We start from the raw sequence: 15,771 nt of genomic DNA, 5'->3' as shown, positions 1-15,771 counted from the left end.
GCTCCTTAGTTAGCTAGAATTGCACCGAATCGGCCTTAGAGAGATAGCTGGGATTGTAAAACTTATCCTCAAGCTGCCACGGCTGAACATCTTGGTACTCAATCACGGTTTTCTTCGCTGGCTGAATATGATCGAGCAACGTCATTTCCGTCACGCTCGGCTCCCCGTTACGCTCGCCACGTGTAAACCAAGCTTGCTTTGCCAACTTGCCAGAGCGCAGATAGAGATCCGCCTTGAGCGGAAAGTGCTCAGGTACGGTCAACCACAGATCGATGGTTTGATAACTGGCCCCTGAGGTTTTGGCCGTCAGCTGTAAGTGTTGTGTTGACGTTGCTTGCCCTGACAACGAGGACACAGTTTCCTCCGCTCTCCATGTGGCTTGGTAATCCTCGCTCCAAGTGAGGGTTGAAATGTCCCCAACCGACGCTTCCCCCAGCAGTTTCTGCATTGGCGTGATGCGAATCGGTCGACGGCTTTTTGGCATTTGCAACCAGTAGTTATCTTGCAGCATCAACATCTTTTGCCCCGCCTCCACGGCCGATTTAAAAATCACCAGAGATTCGCGATTTGGCCGTGTGTAAACGTGGTACTCACGGGTTTTGTCCAACTGATCGTTCTCATACAGCCTCACCAATGAGACCACGCGCGCAGACGTTTCTTTGAGTCGGTAATCGTCCGCTTGCTTGATCATACTCATCACTTGTTCATCGCTCGGTTGAGCCGACGCCCAGTTTGAGGCGCAAAGCAGCGCCATCCATAAGCCAGCTTTTATTGCGTTATACATAGGTTAGCGCCTCCGTAATCGGTTTGTTTACCCCTTTGCGGGCAGAAAGATAGGCAGCCAGAAGGCAGATACACACCACACCAACCGCCGCGATGGCCACCAGTTCAAATGAGAAATAAACCATCAGTGGGTAACCATCGGTTCTGCCTGGTGGCGGTGGCATTTGTACATCCACCACCATTAAAAGCAGTGAGATAGCACCACTGGCCAGCGCACCAACAAGGCTACCCAGCAAAGCCAATAGCCCCGCTTCACGTAAGAAGCCAATGATGATGTCGCGCGGGTAACTGCCCAGTGCCGATAAGGTACCGATTTCGCGGGTTCGCTCAGTGACCGACATGGTCATGGTATTAAACAGTGCCACAAACACCACCAGCCCCATTACCGCCCCCATGATGCCGAAAATACGGTCATAAAGATCTTTCACTTTCTGATAGAAGAAGGCCCGCTCTTGCCAAGGCGTCAATTCCAGCTCTTGAGAGAACTGACTCAGCAAAGCCGACAAGTGCTGCTGCATGACGGCGGTTTTTTCGGTCTCAAACAGGAACACCGAAATCACACTCACTTTGTCTGTTGCCAGCAGCGATTGCGCACTGTCAATATGGATGTATAGCTGTCGCTTATCCAACTCAGGCACCCCCGTTGCGTAGAGACCACGCACCTTGAAGTCGTATGCATTGAGAGCTCCGTCCGTGGTGGTGGCCAACAGGGTAATCCAATCCCCCACCGTCACGTTGAGATTTCGCGCCAGATCCATCGCCAACATCACTTCCGGTTCCGCCGGATCGTAGCGTTGCCCTCGTGGGTTGGATAACGTCTTACCTTCTCGAACATCGAGAAAAGGCCCTTTCATATCAAATTCACGATCATTTACACCAATGCCGACAAAAATCGCCGACTTACTGCCGTTGGAAATGAGACCATTGAACTCAATTCTCGGCTGCACACCACGCACCTCATTGAGGCCCATAACGCTGGCAATCAGGTCATCAGGCTGGCTTAAGCCATTGCTCAGAGGCATCTCTTCTTCTTTAGTAAAAAAGCCCGGCGTACTGATGGTAATGTGGCCAGTGTCTCTCGCCGTTGACTCTTTGAGGCTGTCGTAGGTGTACAACCCAAACCCACCCGCACTGGTCAACGCGAATACCGCAATGGCAATGATCAAAACCGACAACAAGCTGCGGCGACCATTAAGCTTTAGGTTCAGCCACGCCAAGCGCAGCGAGTCAGGAAACAGACGTGCAACTAACTGGCCCATGAGATCACCTCCTGCTCGTGATGCTGACGCAAGCGGCCATCCAATAGTTCAATAGTGCGATCGCAACGTGATGCCATTCGCCCATCGTGGGTGGCCACAACAAACGTGGTGGCCCGTTCATGGCCGAGTTGTTTCATGATGTCGATAACCAAGTTGGCCGTGACGCTATCTAGGCTGGCCGTCGGCTCATCGGCGATCACTAAGGTAGGCCGATGGACCAACGCCCGTGCAATGGCCACCCGTTGCTGTTGACCACCAGAAAGCTGATCCGGCAAGACATGTAAACTCTCCCCTAAGCCAACACGTTCGAGCATTTCAGCCGCTAACTGACGCTGCTTGGCCTTATCGACACCATTGAGGTATAACGGGTACGCCACGTTCTCTAGCGCCGTCATCACTGGCACAAGATTGAACTTTTGGAAGATAAAACCGAGCTTTTCGCGTCGAAGTTTTGCCGCTTGATTGGCCGAACGAGGGTAATCATCGCCATGCAGCGTCACTTGCCCGGTATACTGCATATCCAATAACCCTAAGATGTTGAGCAGCGTGCTTTTTCCTGAGCCTGAAGGGCCACAAAGTGCCACCATTTCACCTTGTTCAATCGCACCGCTAACCGATTGCAGCGCAGGGACTTCCAATAGCCCTAACTGGTAATGGCGTTGCAGATTAGAAAACTGAATCATAGTGCCTCCATTAACCTTGCGCGTCGATTTGTGCCGATGCGGAGCGGGTATCAATGTTGTCGCGATCTTGGTTTTCCATCATGTCTAACCAAGTTTTAGCTTGCGGCACATCTTGTGCGCGCAAGGCCGCTTGAATGGCATAGCGATAGACCCATGAGGTGGCGGCAAAGGGCTGCGCTTGAAAATCCGGTTCTGCTAACAACTCTAAATAGAGTTCATAGCCGCGCTCGAAATGATTGAACATATCGGGCAGAGAGGTAAACGTGGCGGCAGCCATCGCACGAGCAAGGTAGCCCTCTGGCAGCCCTTGAATGCGCTGCTGCTCATTCAGTGAGGGCGGTAAGGTGTCGAGCATGCCTAGCCCTTTACTGATGGTCGCAAGCCCCTGCTCAGTCAATTTCATTTTGTTCCATGGCAAGAAGGCATCTCGCCCTTGCAAAGTTTGCGTGCTGCCGAGGTACACCAGAGAGAGCGGCTTGGCACCTTCTCGCTCGATCAAGGCGTTCAACTGACCATACACGTGATCCACCAGCGCAGTTTCCCCTTCCACCGCTAGGTTGTATTGATTGATCAACGCTTGGTCTGGATTAGCCATGACCATAGGCGCGAATAAGAGACTGGTCATCATTAGGCAGGTGGTGATGGTTTTCTTTTTCACTAACATCGTCGCGATATCCTTGTGCTTTGATTGACGATGACAGAATAAAAGCACCAAGCCCCCTTCACAGGGGTTTGCGACCAACGGAAAAATAGCGGGATAAAGGGTCGCTATTTGAGATAAACGGATTAAGCGCACGATGAAGTGCGCGTTAAGGTGAAAGAAGGGGCAGATGCGCTAGGGGCGCGCTCGGAACTCGGCTTGTTGTACTTTCTCTAACAGCGCTTCAATCAGCAAGGTTAACGCTTTTGGCTGATAGGCACGTTGGCGATAAACCAGATACGCTTGACGCATCCCACGGTGATATTCAGGCAGGACTCGGATCAACCCGCGGCTCGGATCAACATGCCTTAAAGGCAATGAGGCCACTCCAAACCCTTGCTCTACCGCGCGGATCAACGCATTGATATCGTTGACCACCAAACGAGGCTGAGTATCGATCATGGTGATCAATTGCTCGCCTTGGTATACCGGAATTTGCGTATCACGCGTCATCGATATCCAATCCAATGTCGCCATCTCTTCAGGAGTGGTGATGCTTCCCACTCGCGCCAAATACGCTTGGCTAACAAAAAAGGCGTGACGAGCATGAAAGAAAGGTCGGGCGATCATCTCGTCCATTCCTCGAATGTCGAACGTGATCACCAGATCCCGATCGGTTTCTGGCGTGGCGTATTCTTGGCTCAAGATCAGATCCAGTTTCACTTTGGGGTGGTCGCGCATGTACTGCTCAATGACCGGCCCCACAAAGTCACCATAAATTCGATGTGGCATCACCACTTTCACTTTGCCGTCGACCCGCTCAGAGTGATGGCGTAAATGCAGCAAACCGAGCTCAATCTGTTCCATACCACTACTCAGCTGTACAAAGGCTTCTCGCCCCGTTTGAGTAGGCAGTAGCTCTCGACCACGCTTTTCCAATAATCGCAGCCCTAAGCGCTCCTCTAATGCGGATAAACGGCGAGACATGGTCGAAACAGGCAAAGCCAGCTTACGTGACGCCGCCAACAGTGAGCCTTCTTCCACCACGCAGCAGAAGAGATACAAGTCATCGATATTTCCGAATATGGAATTCATAGTTCTCAATTTGCCTATTTTTTCCAAATATAGGCAAGTATACATTAGAGGTGAACAGAGACAGCAAGAAAGAGAGACAACTCAATGAAAAAAGATCTGCAATTTTGGCTCACCGCTATTTTGTCTTCACTGACCATGGCCACGGTGATGTCGGGACTTATTTCTGGCTATAAGATGGGATTTAGCGCTGACTGGCCGCCAATTTGGCTACAAAGCTTCACCATCGCTTGGCCTTGCGCCTTGCTACTGAATCTCACCGTATTACCACAGGTCAGAAAAATGGCCGCATGGCTGGCAAGTAAAGTGGCGAGCCCACAAATCAGTGCATAAAAAAACCGAGCTACTTGAGCTCGGTTTTTACATCTTACATTTCAGCGTTGTGGTAAACCTGCTGAACATCATCACAGTCATCCAGCATGTCTAGGAACTTCTGGAATTTTTCTGCGTCTTCTTCCGGCACAGGGCTGTAGTTCTGTGGAACGAAAGTGATCTCTTCAACATCGATAACCAAATCTGGGAACTCGGTGTTTAGCGCCGTTTTCACTTTGAAGAACTCAGTGTTTGGCGCGTAGATAGTGATCACACCATCTTCAAGCTCGATGTCAGTCACATCGCAATCCGCCATCATCAGCGCTTCTAGGAATGACTCTTCGTCGTCACCTTTGAACTGGAATACCGCTTGGTGATCGAACATGTGTGCAACCACACCAGGAGTACCGATTTTCGCACCTGTCTTCACAAAGCACTGACGAACGTCTTGGAAAGTACGGTTGCCATTGTCTGTTAGACAGTCAACGATCACGCTAATGCCACCTGGGCCAAAACCTTCGTAGCGAGCTGGTTGGTAATCTTCACCGCCACCGCCACTTGCTTTGTCGAGTGCTTTTTCAATAACGTGTGATGGAACCTGATCTTTTTTCGCTTTCGTGATCAGGTGACGCAGTGACAAGTTCATGTCTGGGTCAATACCACCGTTTTTCGCACACACGTAAATTTCTTTACCGTATTTGGAATAAACTTTAATTTTTGCGCCTGCAGTTTTCGCCATAGAGGCTTTGCGCACTTCAAAACTTCTTCCCATCGGGATGTCTCTCTACATTTACATTTTTAACGCGAAGGATTTTAGCAAAAAGCGAAACCAATTCAATTTTCGCTCCGCTGAGGAATGGGGCACCGGTCACTTAAATTAAGGAAACTGGGCACAAATCGAGTTATGCCACCCCCATCACTCGTTTGTATTTCTCGATCGATTGCTCAAAAAAGGCTTTTTCGCTCGGATCGGACAACTTCTCGGCCTGCGTCATGATTGCATCAGGGCCGCATTTCGCTTCTTTCAATTGCCAAACCAAAAAGGAAGCTTGCTTATCCAGCTCAATTCGATTTTTTTCATCCGGCGGTAACAGTGAAAGATTGAACGACATGCATATCCTCGAACAGTGAACATTAAAACATGACCACCTCGCCTCATTGCACAGCAATGGTCTCGTGCTCTATCAAGCACATCACGAGGTTATTTGAGTATAGCGGCGCAATATAGCATAAAAAGCCGAGTGGGCAGAATAGAAATTTAGCCAAAGGAATCATGGCTGCTGATGACGATGCGAGCCAGTGGAGGAATCATCAATAGGCAGATAGCGTTTGACCATGTCACTCATTCGTTGCTGAGTCACTGGCTTGGCAAGAAAATCGTTCATACCGACGTCAAAACAACGCTGTTTATCCTCCACCACTACATTGGCGGTTAACGCGATGATCGGCACATCTCGGGTCCAGCCATCGCTGGCACGCAAAATCTCCGTGGTTTCAAAGCCATCCAATACCGGCATTTGGCAATCCATGAAAATGATGCCGTATTGCTGCTGCTGGCAGAGCACAAGGGCTTGCTCACCATCTTCTGCGATGTCCACCGCCAAGCCGATTTTCTCTAGCATCAACTTAGCGACTTTTTGATTGATGAAAGTATCTTCCACCAGCAAGGCTCTTGGCAGCGCTGCGACTTGGCTGGATTGATGAGCAGAGGAGGGTTCTGAGTCCACCTCGGTCACCCCCAACTCTTGCAAATGGCGCACATTATCTTTGCGATCTTTGGCAAAAACGCCTTCCCCATCAACACAAGGAACACTGAATTCAAAACAACTGCCTAGCCCAACTTCGCTTTTGAGCTCTAATTCTCCCCCCATTAAATTCACTAGGCGACGACAAATGGCCAACCCCAAGCCAGTACCGCCGTATTTTCTGGTGGTGCTGCCATCGGCTTGTTGAAAGCGTTCAAACACCAACTCTTGCTTCTCTTTCGCAATGCCAATGCCGGAGTCAAACACCTGAAAGCGAATGTGGGGTATGTGCTGCGCGTCCAACTCTTTTGCGACCACCAGTTTGACATAGCCGCGTTCGGTGAACTTCACCGCATTACCCAACAGGTTATTTAGCACTTGTTTGAGGTGTTTGCTGTCGCCACTCATGGTATGCGGCACATCCTCGGCCAGCTCAACAACAAATTGCAGATTTTTCGCATGCGCCTTGAGGGTATAAATGGCGCACATTTGCTCGACGAGATCACTTAGGCAAAATGGTTCTAGGGAGATAGCGATTTTCCCTGCTTCAATTTTTGAGAAGTCAAGAATGTCGTTGATGATGTCGAGCAAAGATTCTGAAGAGTGATTGATCATCTCCACATACTGTTTCTGCTCACTGGAAAGATCCATCTCTTTTAAAAGTGAAGCCACGCCAATGATGCCGTTCATCGGAGTGCGGATTTCGTGGCTCATGGTGGCCAAAAATTCGCTTTTTTTCACATTCGCCACTTCCGCTTGCTCTTTGGCGCTTTTTAACTCCGCATAATTGCTACGCAATCGCTCAACACTGCTGTTGTATTTCTCCGCCAGTAGCGAGATTTCATCGTCAAACGCTCGAGCTGGCAAACGAAGCCGGCTCGGTGTCTCACCGTCTTTAAAATCGCTCACCGCTCGAGACAACAGGCTGATGGGTTTAACGATAAGCGACAAAGCAATGTAAATCACCCCGACCATCAGCAGGAAGGTTTTGATCGATTCCCCAACGAGCAGCAATGCAAACTTACGCCAAAGCCCTTGGTAGACTTCATCGAGATTGGAGCGCACCGTCAAACTCGCCAACAAATAATGATTGTCTGCCAACTGATATTCCATGGGCCAACGTCGCTCAAGCACGCGTTTTGAGTGGCCAACATCGCCCGTTTTGACAATGACTTCGTTCTCGTTAGCAATGTCGATCGCGTCAATAAAAGGCAAGGTCATCATGCCGTGTACTTGTGATTCTAGGTGCTGACGATCTTCCACCCACAGGCTCTCTGTTAGGCTTTGCAAATAACTTTGCTCGACCCAATTGAGCTCGGCTTGTCGTTTTTTTAGCTCTTGCTTGTAATCCCAGTACACATTGAAGCCGGTACTGACCAAGGTGAAGGCTAAGCTCAACAAAATGACCGCAATCATCAGTTGCTTGTCGATGCCTATCTGACGCTTGCCGTTCATACTTTTTCTCATATGAAACTAGCACCTTAAATGACTTGTTCTAGTATAAATATAGTCACGACTTTTCATTAGTAAAACGGAGGGCGTATGAAACATCTCAATAGATGGATTTGCACATCCATGCTGATCTTTTCTTCTTTTGCGTTAGCGCAAGAGGTTAACTACTACGTGATTGCGAATCAGGCAAGGCCATTTCAAATCGAACGAGATGGGCACGATCAGCAAGGCATCGTCACCGATATCGTCCGTGCGATCTTTTCCAACAGTGAACATACGCTTCGTTTTCATACCTATCCGTTCAATCGTATGATCTCAATTTTAGAAAACGGTGGAGAGCCAAATTGGATTACTTATGGCAGCCCTGGCTGGGGGAAAGTGCAGGCGGAGAATCTCTCTGAGGAAGCTATTTACACTGTAAAACACACGCTGGTGAGTAGCCGAAAGAAACCCATCGCTTTCAATGACATTTCCGATCTGAAAAACAAAGGGGTGGTGCTGCTGATGGGGTTTGATTACCCCCAACTCTCTCCATACATTCAAGATGGGGTAGTGAAAGAAATTCGGGTAAAAGATTACCAAGCGGCGTTTCGCGTGGTCAGCCGCACGCCAGGTGATACCGCTTTTGTCGAAATGGCGTCAAGGGTGAACTACAACATCCAGCAATTGAAGTTAGATCCCGAACAATTTGCTTTGCAGCCTTTCGAGAAAATCATCCCTGACTATCAAATTTACCTTGCTTTCTCACCAAACATGGATGCAACGCTACAACGCTTTATCAACCAACGACTGAAAGAAATTAAACAAAGTGGCGAGTTGCAACGCATCGTCAACAAATACATTTAAGGGCCTCACGGCCCTTTTACTTTGCTTATTCGTTGTCGTGCACACTAAGGTTTAACGAAGTTTCGATCAAACATGTGGCCTAGCTTATCGGCTTTGGTTTTTAAATACTGATGATTGTGCGGATTATTGCCTTCTTGCAGCGGCACGCGCTCCGTCACCTCAATATTGGCCAATTGCAGCGCCTTCACCTTGCGTGGGTTGTTGGTCATCAGCCTCACACGTTCAATGCCGAGAAAACTGAGAATGCCGCGACAAAACGCGTAATCGCGCATATCGGCGCCAAAGCCAAGTTGCTCGTTAGCTTCCACCGTGTCGGCCCCGTCATCTTGTAAGTGATAAGCGCGAATTTTATTGATAAGGCCTATCCCCCGCCCTTCCTGCCGCAAATAGAGCAACACGCCCGCCCCTTCTGCCACGATGTTTTGCAAGGCTTTGGCGAGCTGAAAACCGCAATCACAGCGGGCACTAAACAGCGCATCGCCTGTTAAACACTCAGAGTGCAGACGAATCAAAGGCGCTGCCTGTTGTTCAATATCCCCATACACGAGCGCCAAATGCTCTTTCCCGGTGGCTTTTTCAATGAAACCATACATTTGAAATGTCCCCCACTGGGTAGGCAACTTCGCACTGTCAATAAACTGCACCAGATTGTATGGCGCGTGCTCTTGCAACTCCTCTCGAACCATCATCAAAATACGCCCGAGCTCATTGCGTCCATGCCCATCGCCCCCATCCCCCCAAAAGGCATCCTTATGCGAATGTTCTTTCAGTTCAGTATCTCCCGTCGCAAGCAGTTGATGCGCTAGGGGCGTGTTTTGCAAAAATTTCTCGCGCACAATGAATCTCATCACTTCTACTCGAATGTCATACCAGTCATGCCTTTGCCACTGCTGATATTCGCGTGAAAGCCGAAAAGCTTGTGCAGCATCTTCTGCCCTCAACACTTTTTCCTGTAGCCGGACATCGTCGAATTTTTGTGCTTGGTAGTAATGTTCACTGCTCGGCCAGCACGTCCCAGAAACGGTGATCGAGCATGGATAGAAGTTGGCGAGAAAGCCATGATTTTCATCTGGCTCATAGAAATAAATCGGTTGCTCCATGATGTTGCTCCTGACGTCATAACACAAAGAATAAGAAACAAAATGCACATCTTATTGATATAGTGTTTAGTAACGAGCAGGAGGATTGTCAAACAGCGAACGGGGTTGGCAGCGCTTTGATGGCCGAGTTAAAAACACAAAGGGTAGCATGATGCTACCCTCAAGGTTTATAAAATCATATCGTTAGCAAGACTTAGTGAAGCAATCCTAGTTCCTTGGCTTCTTCAATGCTCAGACCACTTTCGCGGATCTCTCTTAGCGCTTCAATTCGGCGTCTCGCCTCTGCTGATTTCACTTGCTTTTCTGGCCTTAGGACAACTTCTTCTTCAGAAACTTCCCATTTGTGAGCCATATCTGCCATCTCGTCATGGTTGATTGAATTAATGGACATATCTCCTCCGAACGCACCATGTTTTCGACACCCGATCTATAGCAAACCCGATTTCGTGAATTAAGCAAAACAGTGAGGAAATGTGACCATTTCCACTCTTCTACCAACTAAATTATAAATCCGTCATTAACTTTTTGCTTAATCGAAATCGACAAAGTACATTCAGGAAATTCCCCCAACGAAAATGAACTGATCAAGCTCTCATTTTCAGCCGATACTTTTTCTTCTCTGCGCCTATTCAACACCAATCTTTCGAGCCACTTCAACAAATTCTTGCCTCCTTCTTTTGCAAACGCATAACACCTGATAAATGATAATAATTATCATTATATTAATGTAAGGTGTCTCTATGAGTGTGTTTCACGCTGGCAAAGCGTTCCATCCAGATCCCGTGTTGCAGGTTAGAAACTTGTGTGTCGATTACATCACCGACAACGGCGATTTCAATGCGGTCAAGTCCGTAAGCTTCGATATTGGCCGAGGGGAGATTTTTGGCCTCGCAGGCGAATCGGGGTGCGGAAAAAGTACCATTGCCTTTGCAATCAATCGCCTTCACAAACCGCCCGCATTTATTTCTGGGGGGGAAATTCTGTTTGAAGGTCGCAATTTACTGGCATTGTCCGACCAAGCTCTGAGCGTATTGCGTTGGAGTGAAATTGCCATGGTGTTTCAAAGTGCGATGAATTCGCTTAATCCCGTGCTGACCATTGAGGAGCAATTTGCCGATGTCCTTCGCCACCACAGCGGTTTTTCCGATGCGCAGGCAAAAGATCGAGCAGAAAAGCTGCTCGATCTGGTCAATATTCCGCGTCACCGTTTGAGTGAATACCCGCACCAGTTTAGTGGCGGCATGCGCCAGCGTTTGGTGATCGCAATTGCACTGTCTCTCAATCCGAAATTGATCATCATGGATGAGCCCACCACGGCGCTCGATGTGGTGGTGCAACGCGAGATCCTCCAACAAATCTATCAGTTACGCGAAGAGTTTGGTTTTTCAGTGCTCTTTATCACTCATGATCTTGCCCTGATGAGTCAACTGTGTGATCGCATTGCCATCATGCGTCATGGCGAGATCGTTGAGGTCGATCTTTCCTATCAGATCCGCAACCACCCACAACACCCCTACACTCAGAAACTTTGGTCCTCTTTTCCCAATATTCATGATGTGCATAGCACCGTCGAGCAAGGAGCGTAATCATGACAACCCCCGTCATCGAACTTAGAAATGTCGTTAAAGAATTTACTGTCGGCGGAGGCTTCGCACGCCAAGAATCGTTTCGCGCGCTGCATGGTGTCAGTTTCAACCTATATGCAGGCAAAACTTTGGCCTTGGTGGGAGAATCAGGATGTGGGAAAAGCACCTGTGCCCGTTTGATCACAAAGGTCTACCCGCCAACTGAAGGAGAGATTCTATTTCAGGGCAAAGACATCTCAGAACTTAAATCTCGCAAAGAGATATTGGATTACCGCGGCAAGGTACAAATGGTCTTTCAAGACCCATTTGGCTCCCTCAATCCAACACACACCATTGAGCATCATTTGACTCGCCCTCTGAAAATTCATGGTCAAGTATTCTCAGACGCAGAAGTACCGGCCAAATTGGCCGAGTTATTGGCGCTGGTGGAGCTCAGCGAAGAGACGTTAACCAAGTTTCCCCACCAATTGAGCGGCGGCCAACGACAACGTGTCAATTTAGCCCGAGCGCTAGCGGTGGGTTCGCAAATCATTTTAGCGGATGAACCCACATCCATGTTAGACGTGTCCATCCGCTTGGGGGTATTGAACCTTATGCAGCGGATGAAAAAAGAGCTTGGCATTGGCTTTCTATACATCACGCACGATCTCGCTACCGCGCACTACATCGCAGAAGAGACCGCGGTCATGTACAAAGGGCAGATTGTCGAATGGGGTGACACCCGCGCCATTTTGAGCAATCCGCAACACCCTTACACCAAGTTGCTGATCTCCGCCGTGCCTGATCCAGACTTACCATTTGGCGATCTGGTGAAAAGTGAACCAGACTATTCATTAGATGCCGACGTGATTCGTCAGCAAAGCAGCATTGTGGTGGATGAATGTGAGCAAGTTGGGCCAAATCATTTTGTAAAACAATGGACTAAGGCGGCGTAATGGATCTTTCTATCTGGCTAAACAACATTTCGACTTGGTACCAAGATCGAAAGCATGATCAAGGTGATACGCTGAAAACGATCATCTTCTCTGCGCCGGACTCGGTGTTTGGGCCTGAGCTCAGCGACGATCAAAGCAAGGCGATAGCGTGTTGGCTAGATGGATGTCTTAGACTGTTTCAGCAGCATCGCTATCTCAATCCTGAGTGCGCGTTCGAGTTGCTCAACTACACGTCAAGTCAACTCGAGCGCGTAGCGTGCGATCATAATACCGATATGGCCATTCGCGATTGGTGCATGAAGCGCTTGCAGCATATGGCGGTACTGAGCTTAGAGTTTTGTAATCAGCAAGAAGATCAACAAAACTGGCTCACTAGGGCACATTGTCTGATTGAAGGGCATGTCAAATTGATGGAAGCGTTAGCGTGGAATGAACCTCGAAAGCATGATCAAGTGATTTGGCACTAGTCGCCCATAGAGACGGAAAGATGATCAAGGTATAGCGCGAGATCGAGACGCGCATTCAGCAGGCAAAAAAAAAGCGAGTTCAACAGAACTCGCGAAATCTATTCAGAATGAATGTAACAATATGAGCCAATCTATTAATCATCAGAAAGGACAAAAGGTTGTCTATTCGTGGTTGATATTAGCGGCGTAGGCTGGGGGCAATGTCAGCAAATTGTTAACGTTCGGTCTGTTTTCCATCAATATACAATTTGTTGCAATTAGCAATAATTCGTTACGTGAATCAATCCGTTCAGCAAAAACCAATCAGGCCTGAGTCTTCTCAAGCCTGAAAGCATGATCAAGGTGTTGACTGTTAGACAGCGACTTCGTCTAGCGCGCGGAAAACCGTCTCATCCAAATGCCCCTCAAAGACTTGGCGACACACTTTACGACGTACAGCTAGGCCCGCGATCAAACGTTCGATGGACAAATGTTTGTTTTCGGTTTGACCGTTGTAAAGCTCAACCACTTTGCTCAAAGTTTCGTAGGGCAAGATGCTTTCATCAACCCGAATGAAATCCAGCTTCTCTAGCAGCTCCTGACACTCTTCTTTAATCGAAGCATATGGATGCCCTGTCATTGCCGATAATGCCGTTATACTGCGTTCTAGCGCCTCTGGGGAGGTGTATTTGGTTAGGGTAATGGTGATTTCGTCAGCATTGATCTCAACTATGTGCTTACGTAGCTTCACTCGGCGGCCCAAATTGCCTTTTGGAGAACGTTCTTTGCGTTGAATCGGTTCAAACTCACCATCAATAATGCCTGAAAGCTCATCGAGCTTCTGTTTGCTGACCATTTCATTACGCAGAGGGTTTGGCAAAGTTGGCGCCATATTGCGTTTACCCGCATTAGTGGTGCGCGCGCGCGAATAACGCAGCACCTCTTCGACATCACATTTGATATCGACTTGGTAATCGATCACTTTGTCTTGTTCTTGGATCGTTTCCACCGTTAGGTGGTAGCCCCACAAATTGACCACGAAAAGATCCTCTGTCCCCTTCCCTTCTGACAGTCGGCGCAATTCGCGGATCAGATCCATCGAAAAACGACGCCATTCAATGTTTCGCGCCAATTTTTGGTTAAGTTCGCTTAGCAACATGCTGTCGGTATGACGGCGTGCCATACGTGTCCGGAAATAGGAATAGAGTTGAAACACCAAGGTATGCTGTTTCAAGATCTCGGGCGGAAACAGGAAGAAATAGTCGCGAGTGAGCAGTTCTTCGTAAAACGATGGCTCCCATACCAAGATGTAGAGGTTAGGTTTGATACGGATCTCGCCATCACTGCCTTCTGTAGGGGCCTCTTCCGACGCGGTAATGGTGCGTGCTAGGAAGCGGAAACGATCACTCTTGAAGCCTTCAGGCATGTTTTCACTTAACCAACGGCCAGTAAGCTCGTGCAGTTGGAAATCGGTAAACTCGATGCGATCGATGCTGTCACGAATGGAATCACGTGCCGGACCACTGTCTTTTTTGCCACGTAGAGACAGAATATCGGTGATGTACAACGGCGTTTTGTTTGGAATGTGCGCCGCATCCATTTGATATTCTTCTTTGTGATGATCATGGTACTGAACCGTCAAGGTAAACAGCGCAAACAACGTCATGAGATCGTCCACCGTCATGATGTTTTTCGATGATCGTGTCTCGATCACTGCACGTGTACCGGAAATCGACACCATCGATTTTTGGTAATTCTTGCGTGTTCTTGGTGGTGCTAAAGCTTGATCAATAATGCCGGCCCAATTGGTCGGAGAAACCACGAATTGATCCGCTTCATCCTTCATGCCAGGCGGTGTATTCAAGCCATGTTCATTCAGTAGTCGCTTATTCACTTGGGTTTGAGCCAGTGCCTTAGAGCGCTTCTCTTTTTCGGTCTGTTTGACTTTCTCAGTGACAAGGCTGGTAGCGCCCAAAACGGAAATCAATTTATTTGGATTGACGAAGTGATGCAGCATGGTTTTCCCAGCGAGCCCTTCTTCAAAACGTACCGGAGTTTGAGTGAACAAACCAATACTGACCGCTGCTCTCAGTCGTTGCTGAATCGCTGCTCGGGTTAAGTGTCCATCGGTTGCTTCAACCAGCTCTGTGGTGGAAACCAAACCATCTTTGCTGCTAAAGCCTCTTAATGAAATGAGGTTTAGCAATTCAAGAATACTTTTTGTTACCCCTTTGAAGTGCTGATATTGCTCCACCCAATCTGCTGAAGATTCATTGACTTCAAATAGGTGACCATCTTTGTGGCTTCTTGGAGCCTTGATCAGTATTTTTTCTTCCGTTGTCATTCTAGATCCAGATCACATTGACCGTAAAAGCGCTATAGTTCCAAGAGGATAAAGAAAAATAGATCATAAATAAAGAAAAAAGCTTGTTTTTAAATAACTGATCTTTTTGATTAATATGATCTTAATTGATTATATGATCTATTGATCTAGCGGCGAAATTGCTAGTAACTTACTGTAAAACAAAAGGTTTATTTTTACTACCGAGGAAGCATGATCATAATAATCCAGAAAGCATGATCATATAGACTGCGAAAACATGATCAAACCGAGACGTAAAGATGATCATCATGAATGCGCAAGCGTGATCAACGTAAGAAGGAAAGCATGATCATGATGAGTAAACAACTTATCCACAGCGGTGAGAATAACTTTGCTGTTTTCACGTTGTCATTCGTAATAATGAACAGACGGAAGCATGATCATCATAAAGCTTGTTTGTCAGGATGCGAATGTTTTTTCCGCAATTCTCGCTGAGTTTGGCTAAACAATCAGCAAATCTATCTTCTTGTCTTTCATCGCTATTTCATCGAGAAAATACGAAAGCATGA

General features: G+C 48.0%; 16 protein-coding genes. 5 read left to right on the top strand and 11 right to left on the bottom strand.

The genetic code is table 11. The annotated features are described in order from the left end of the window. Positions 1 to 13: 13 nt before the first annotated feature. The 5 genes from PQQ36_RS05705 to PQQ36_RS05685 form a co-directional block, all read right to left on the bottom strand. Positions 14 to 784, bottom strand: coding sequence for an outer membrane lipoprotein-sorting protein (locus PQQ36_RS05705; protein WP_072615820.1), 771 nt, complete (start codon positions 782 to 784; stop codon positions 14 to 16). Next, complete coding sequence (locus PQQ36_RS05700) at positions 777 to 2,042, bottom strand: ABC transporter permease (RefSeq protein ID WP_273660545.1); 1,266 nt, start codon at positions 2,040 to 2,042, stop codon at positions 777 to 779. Before PQQ36_RS05700 ends, PQQ36_RS05705 begins: the two co-directional genes overlap by 8 nt. Then, positions 2,030 to 2,725, bottom strand: coding sequence for an ABC transporter ATP-binding protein (locus tag PQQ36_RS05695; protein ID WP_108677750.1), 696 nt, complete (start codon positions 2,723 to 2,725; stop codon positions 2,030 to 2,032). The genes PQQ36_RS05700 and PQQ36_RS05695 overlap by 13 nt, the downstream gene beginning before the upstream one ends. A gap of 10 nt (positions 2,726 to 2,735) precedes the next feature. Next, positions 2,736 to 3,389 carry a hypothetical protein gene (locus PQQ36_RS05690; protein ID WP_373911303.1) on the bottom strand — a complete coding sequence of 218 codons (654 nt, stop codon included), beginning with the start codon at positions 3,387 to 3,389 and terminating at the stop codon, positions 2,736 to 2,738. 171 nt (positions 3,390 to 3,560) lie between these two features. Further along, the gene (locus PQQ36_RS05685) at positions 3,561 to 4,460 is read right to left on the bottom strand and encodes a LysR family transcriptional regulator (RefSeq protein WP_273660544.1); all 900 of its coding nucleotides are present in this window, start codon (positions 4,458 to 4,460) and stop codon (positions 3,561 to 3,563) included. A gap of 84 nt (positions 4,461 to 4,544) precedes the next feature. On the opposite strand from PQQ36_RS05685, the gene PQQ36_RS05680 reads away from it, so the two are divergent. Next, the gene (locus PQQ36_RS05680; protein ID WP_015727329.1) at positions 4,545 to 4,790 is read left to right on the top strand and encodes a DUF2798 domain-containing protein; all 246 of its coding nucleotides are present in this window, start codon (positions 4,545 to 4,547) and stop codon (positions 4,788 to 4,790) included. Between the two features lie 34 nt (positions 4,791 to 4,824). Here the strand turns inward: PQQ36_RS05680 and PQQ36_RS05675 are convergent, their stop codons facing one another. The 3 genes from PQQ36_RS05675 to PQQ36_RS05665 form a co-directional block, all read right to left on the bottom strand. After that, the gene (locus PQQ36_RS05675) at positions 4,825 to 5,541 is read right to left on the bottom strand and encodes a YebC/PmpR family DNA-binding transcriptional regulator (RefSeq protein ID WP_011082076.1); all 717 of its coding nucleotides are present in this window, start codon (positions 5,539 to 5,541) and stop codon (positions 4,825 to 4,827) included. 130 nt (positions 5,542 to 5,671) lie between these two features. Next, positions 5,672 to 5,881, bottom strand: coding sequence for a DUF3283 family protein (locus PQQ36_RS05670; protein ID WP_011082075.1), 210 nt, complete (start codon positions 5,879 to 5,881; stop codon positions 5,672 to 5,674). Positions 5,882 to 6,040: 159 nt separating this feature from the next. Continuing rightward, complete coding sequence (locus PQQ36_RS05665; protein ID WP_273660543.1) at positions 6,041 to 7,981, bottom strand: ATP-binding protein; 1,941 nt, start codon at positions 7,979 to 7,981, stop codon at positions 6,041 to 6,043. 75 nt (positions 7,982 to 8,056) lie between these two features. Here PQQ36_RS05665 and PQQ36_RS05660 point away from each other — a divergent pair, with 75 nt between their 5' ends. Beyond that, complete coding sequence (locus PQQ36_RS05660; protein ID WP_263180490.1) at positions 8,057 to 8,812, top strand: substrate-binding periplasmic protein; 756 nt, start codon at positions 8,057 to 8,059, stop codon at positions 8,810 to 8,812. 44 nt (positions 8,813 to 8,856) lie between these two features. Here PQQ36_RS05660 and ribA read toward each other — a convergent pair whose 3' ends face one another. Beyond that, positions 8,857 to 9,912, bottom strand: a complete 1,056-nt coding sequence (gene ribA / locus PQQ36_RS05655) for a GTP cyclohydrolase II (RefSeq protein ID WP_072610346.1) — start codon at positions 9,910 to 9,912, stop codon at positions 8,857 to 8,859. 193 nt (positions 9,913 to 10,105) lie between these two features. Next, positions 10,106 to 10,303 (bottom strand): PA3496 family putative envelope integrity protein, encoded by a 198-nt coding sequence (locus tag PQQ36_RS05650; protein ID WP_011082071.1) that lies wholly within the window; start codon positions 10,301 to 10,303, stop codon positions 10,106 to 10,108. A 349-nt stretch (positions 10,304 to 10,652) separates the two neighbouring features. Between PQQ36_RS05650 and PQQ36_RS05645 the strand changes: the two genes are divergently transcribed. From PQQ36_RS05645 to PQQ36_RS05635, 3 genes are read left to right on the top strand one after another with little or no spacing between them, the layout of a single operon-like run. Then, entirely contained in the window at positions 10,653 to 11,498 is an 846-nt protein-coding gene (locus PQQ36_RS05645; RefSeq protein WP_045597508.1) for an ABC transporter ATP-binding protein, read from the top strand. Positions 11,499 to 11,500: 2 nt separating this feature from the next. Beyond that, a complete protein-coding gene (locus PQQ36_RS05640) occupies positions 11,501 to 12,433 on the top strand; it encodes an ATP-binding cassette domain-containing protein (RefSeq protein ID WP_017791382.1) in 933 nt (310 codons plus the stop codon). Further along, complete coding sequence (locus PQQ36_RS05635) at positions 12,433 to 12,900, top strand: hypothetical protein (protein WP_017791381.1); 468 nt, start codon at positions 12,433 to 12,435, stop codon at positions 12,898 to 12,900. The genes PQQ36_RS05640 and PQQ36_RS05635 overlap by 1 nt, the downstream gene beginning before the upstream one ends. 352 nt (positions 12,901 to 13,252) lie before the next feature. Here PQQ36_RS05635 and PQQ36_RS05630 read toward each other — a convergent pair whose 3' ends face one another. Then, a complete protein-coding gene (locus PQQ36_RS05630; RefSeq protein WP_047111369.1) occupies positions 13,253 to 15,223 on the bottom strand; it encodes a replication initiator protein RctB domain-containing protein in 1,971 nt (656 codons plus the stop codon). Between the last annotated feature and the right edge of the window lie 548 nt (positions 15,224 to 15,771).

Origin of the sequence: Vibrio sp. CCUG 15886 (assembly GCF_028570825.1) — a bacterium.
GTDB lineage: Bacteria > Pseudomonadota > Gammaproteobacteria > Enterobacterales > Vibrionaceae > Vibrio > Vibrio vulnificus_B.
This window is presented reverse-complemented; position numbering and strand designations above follow the sequence as displayed.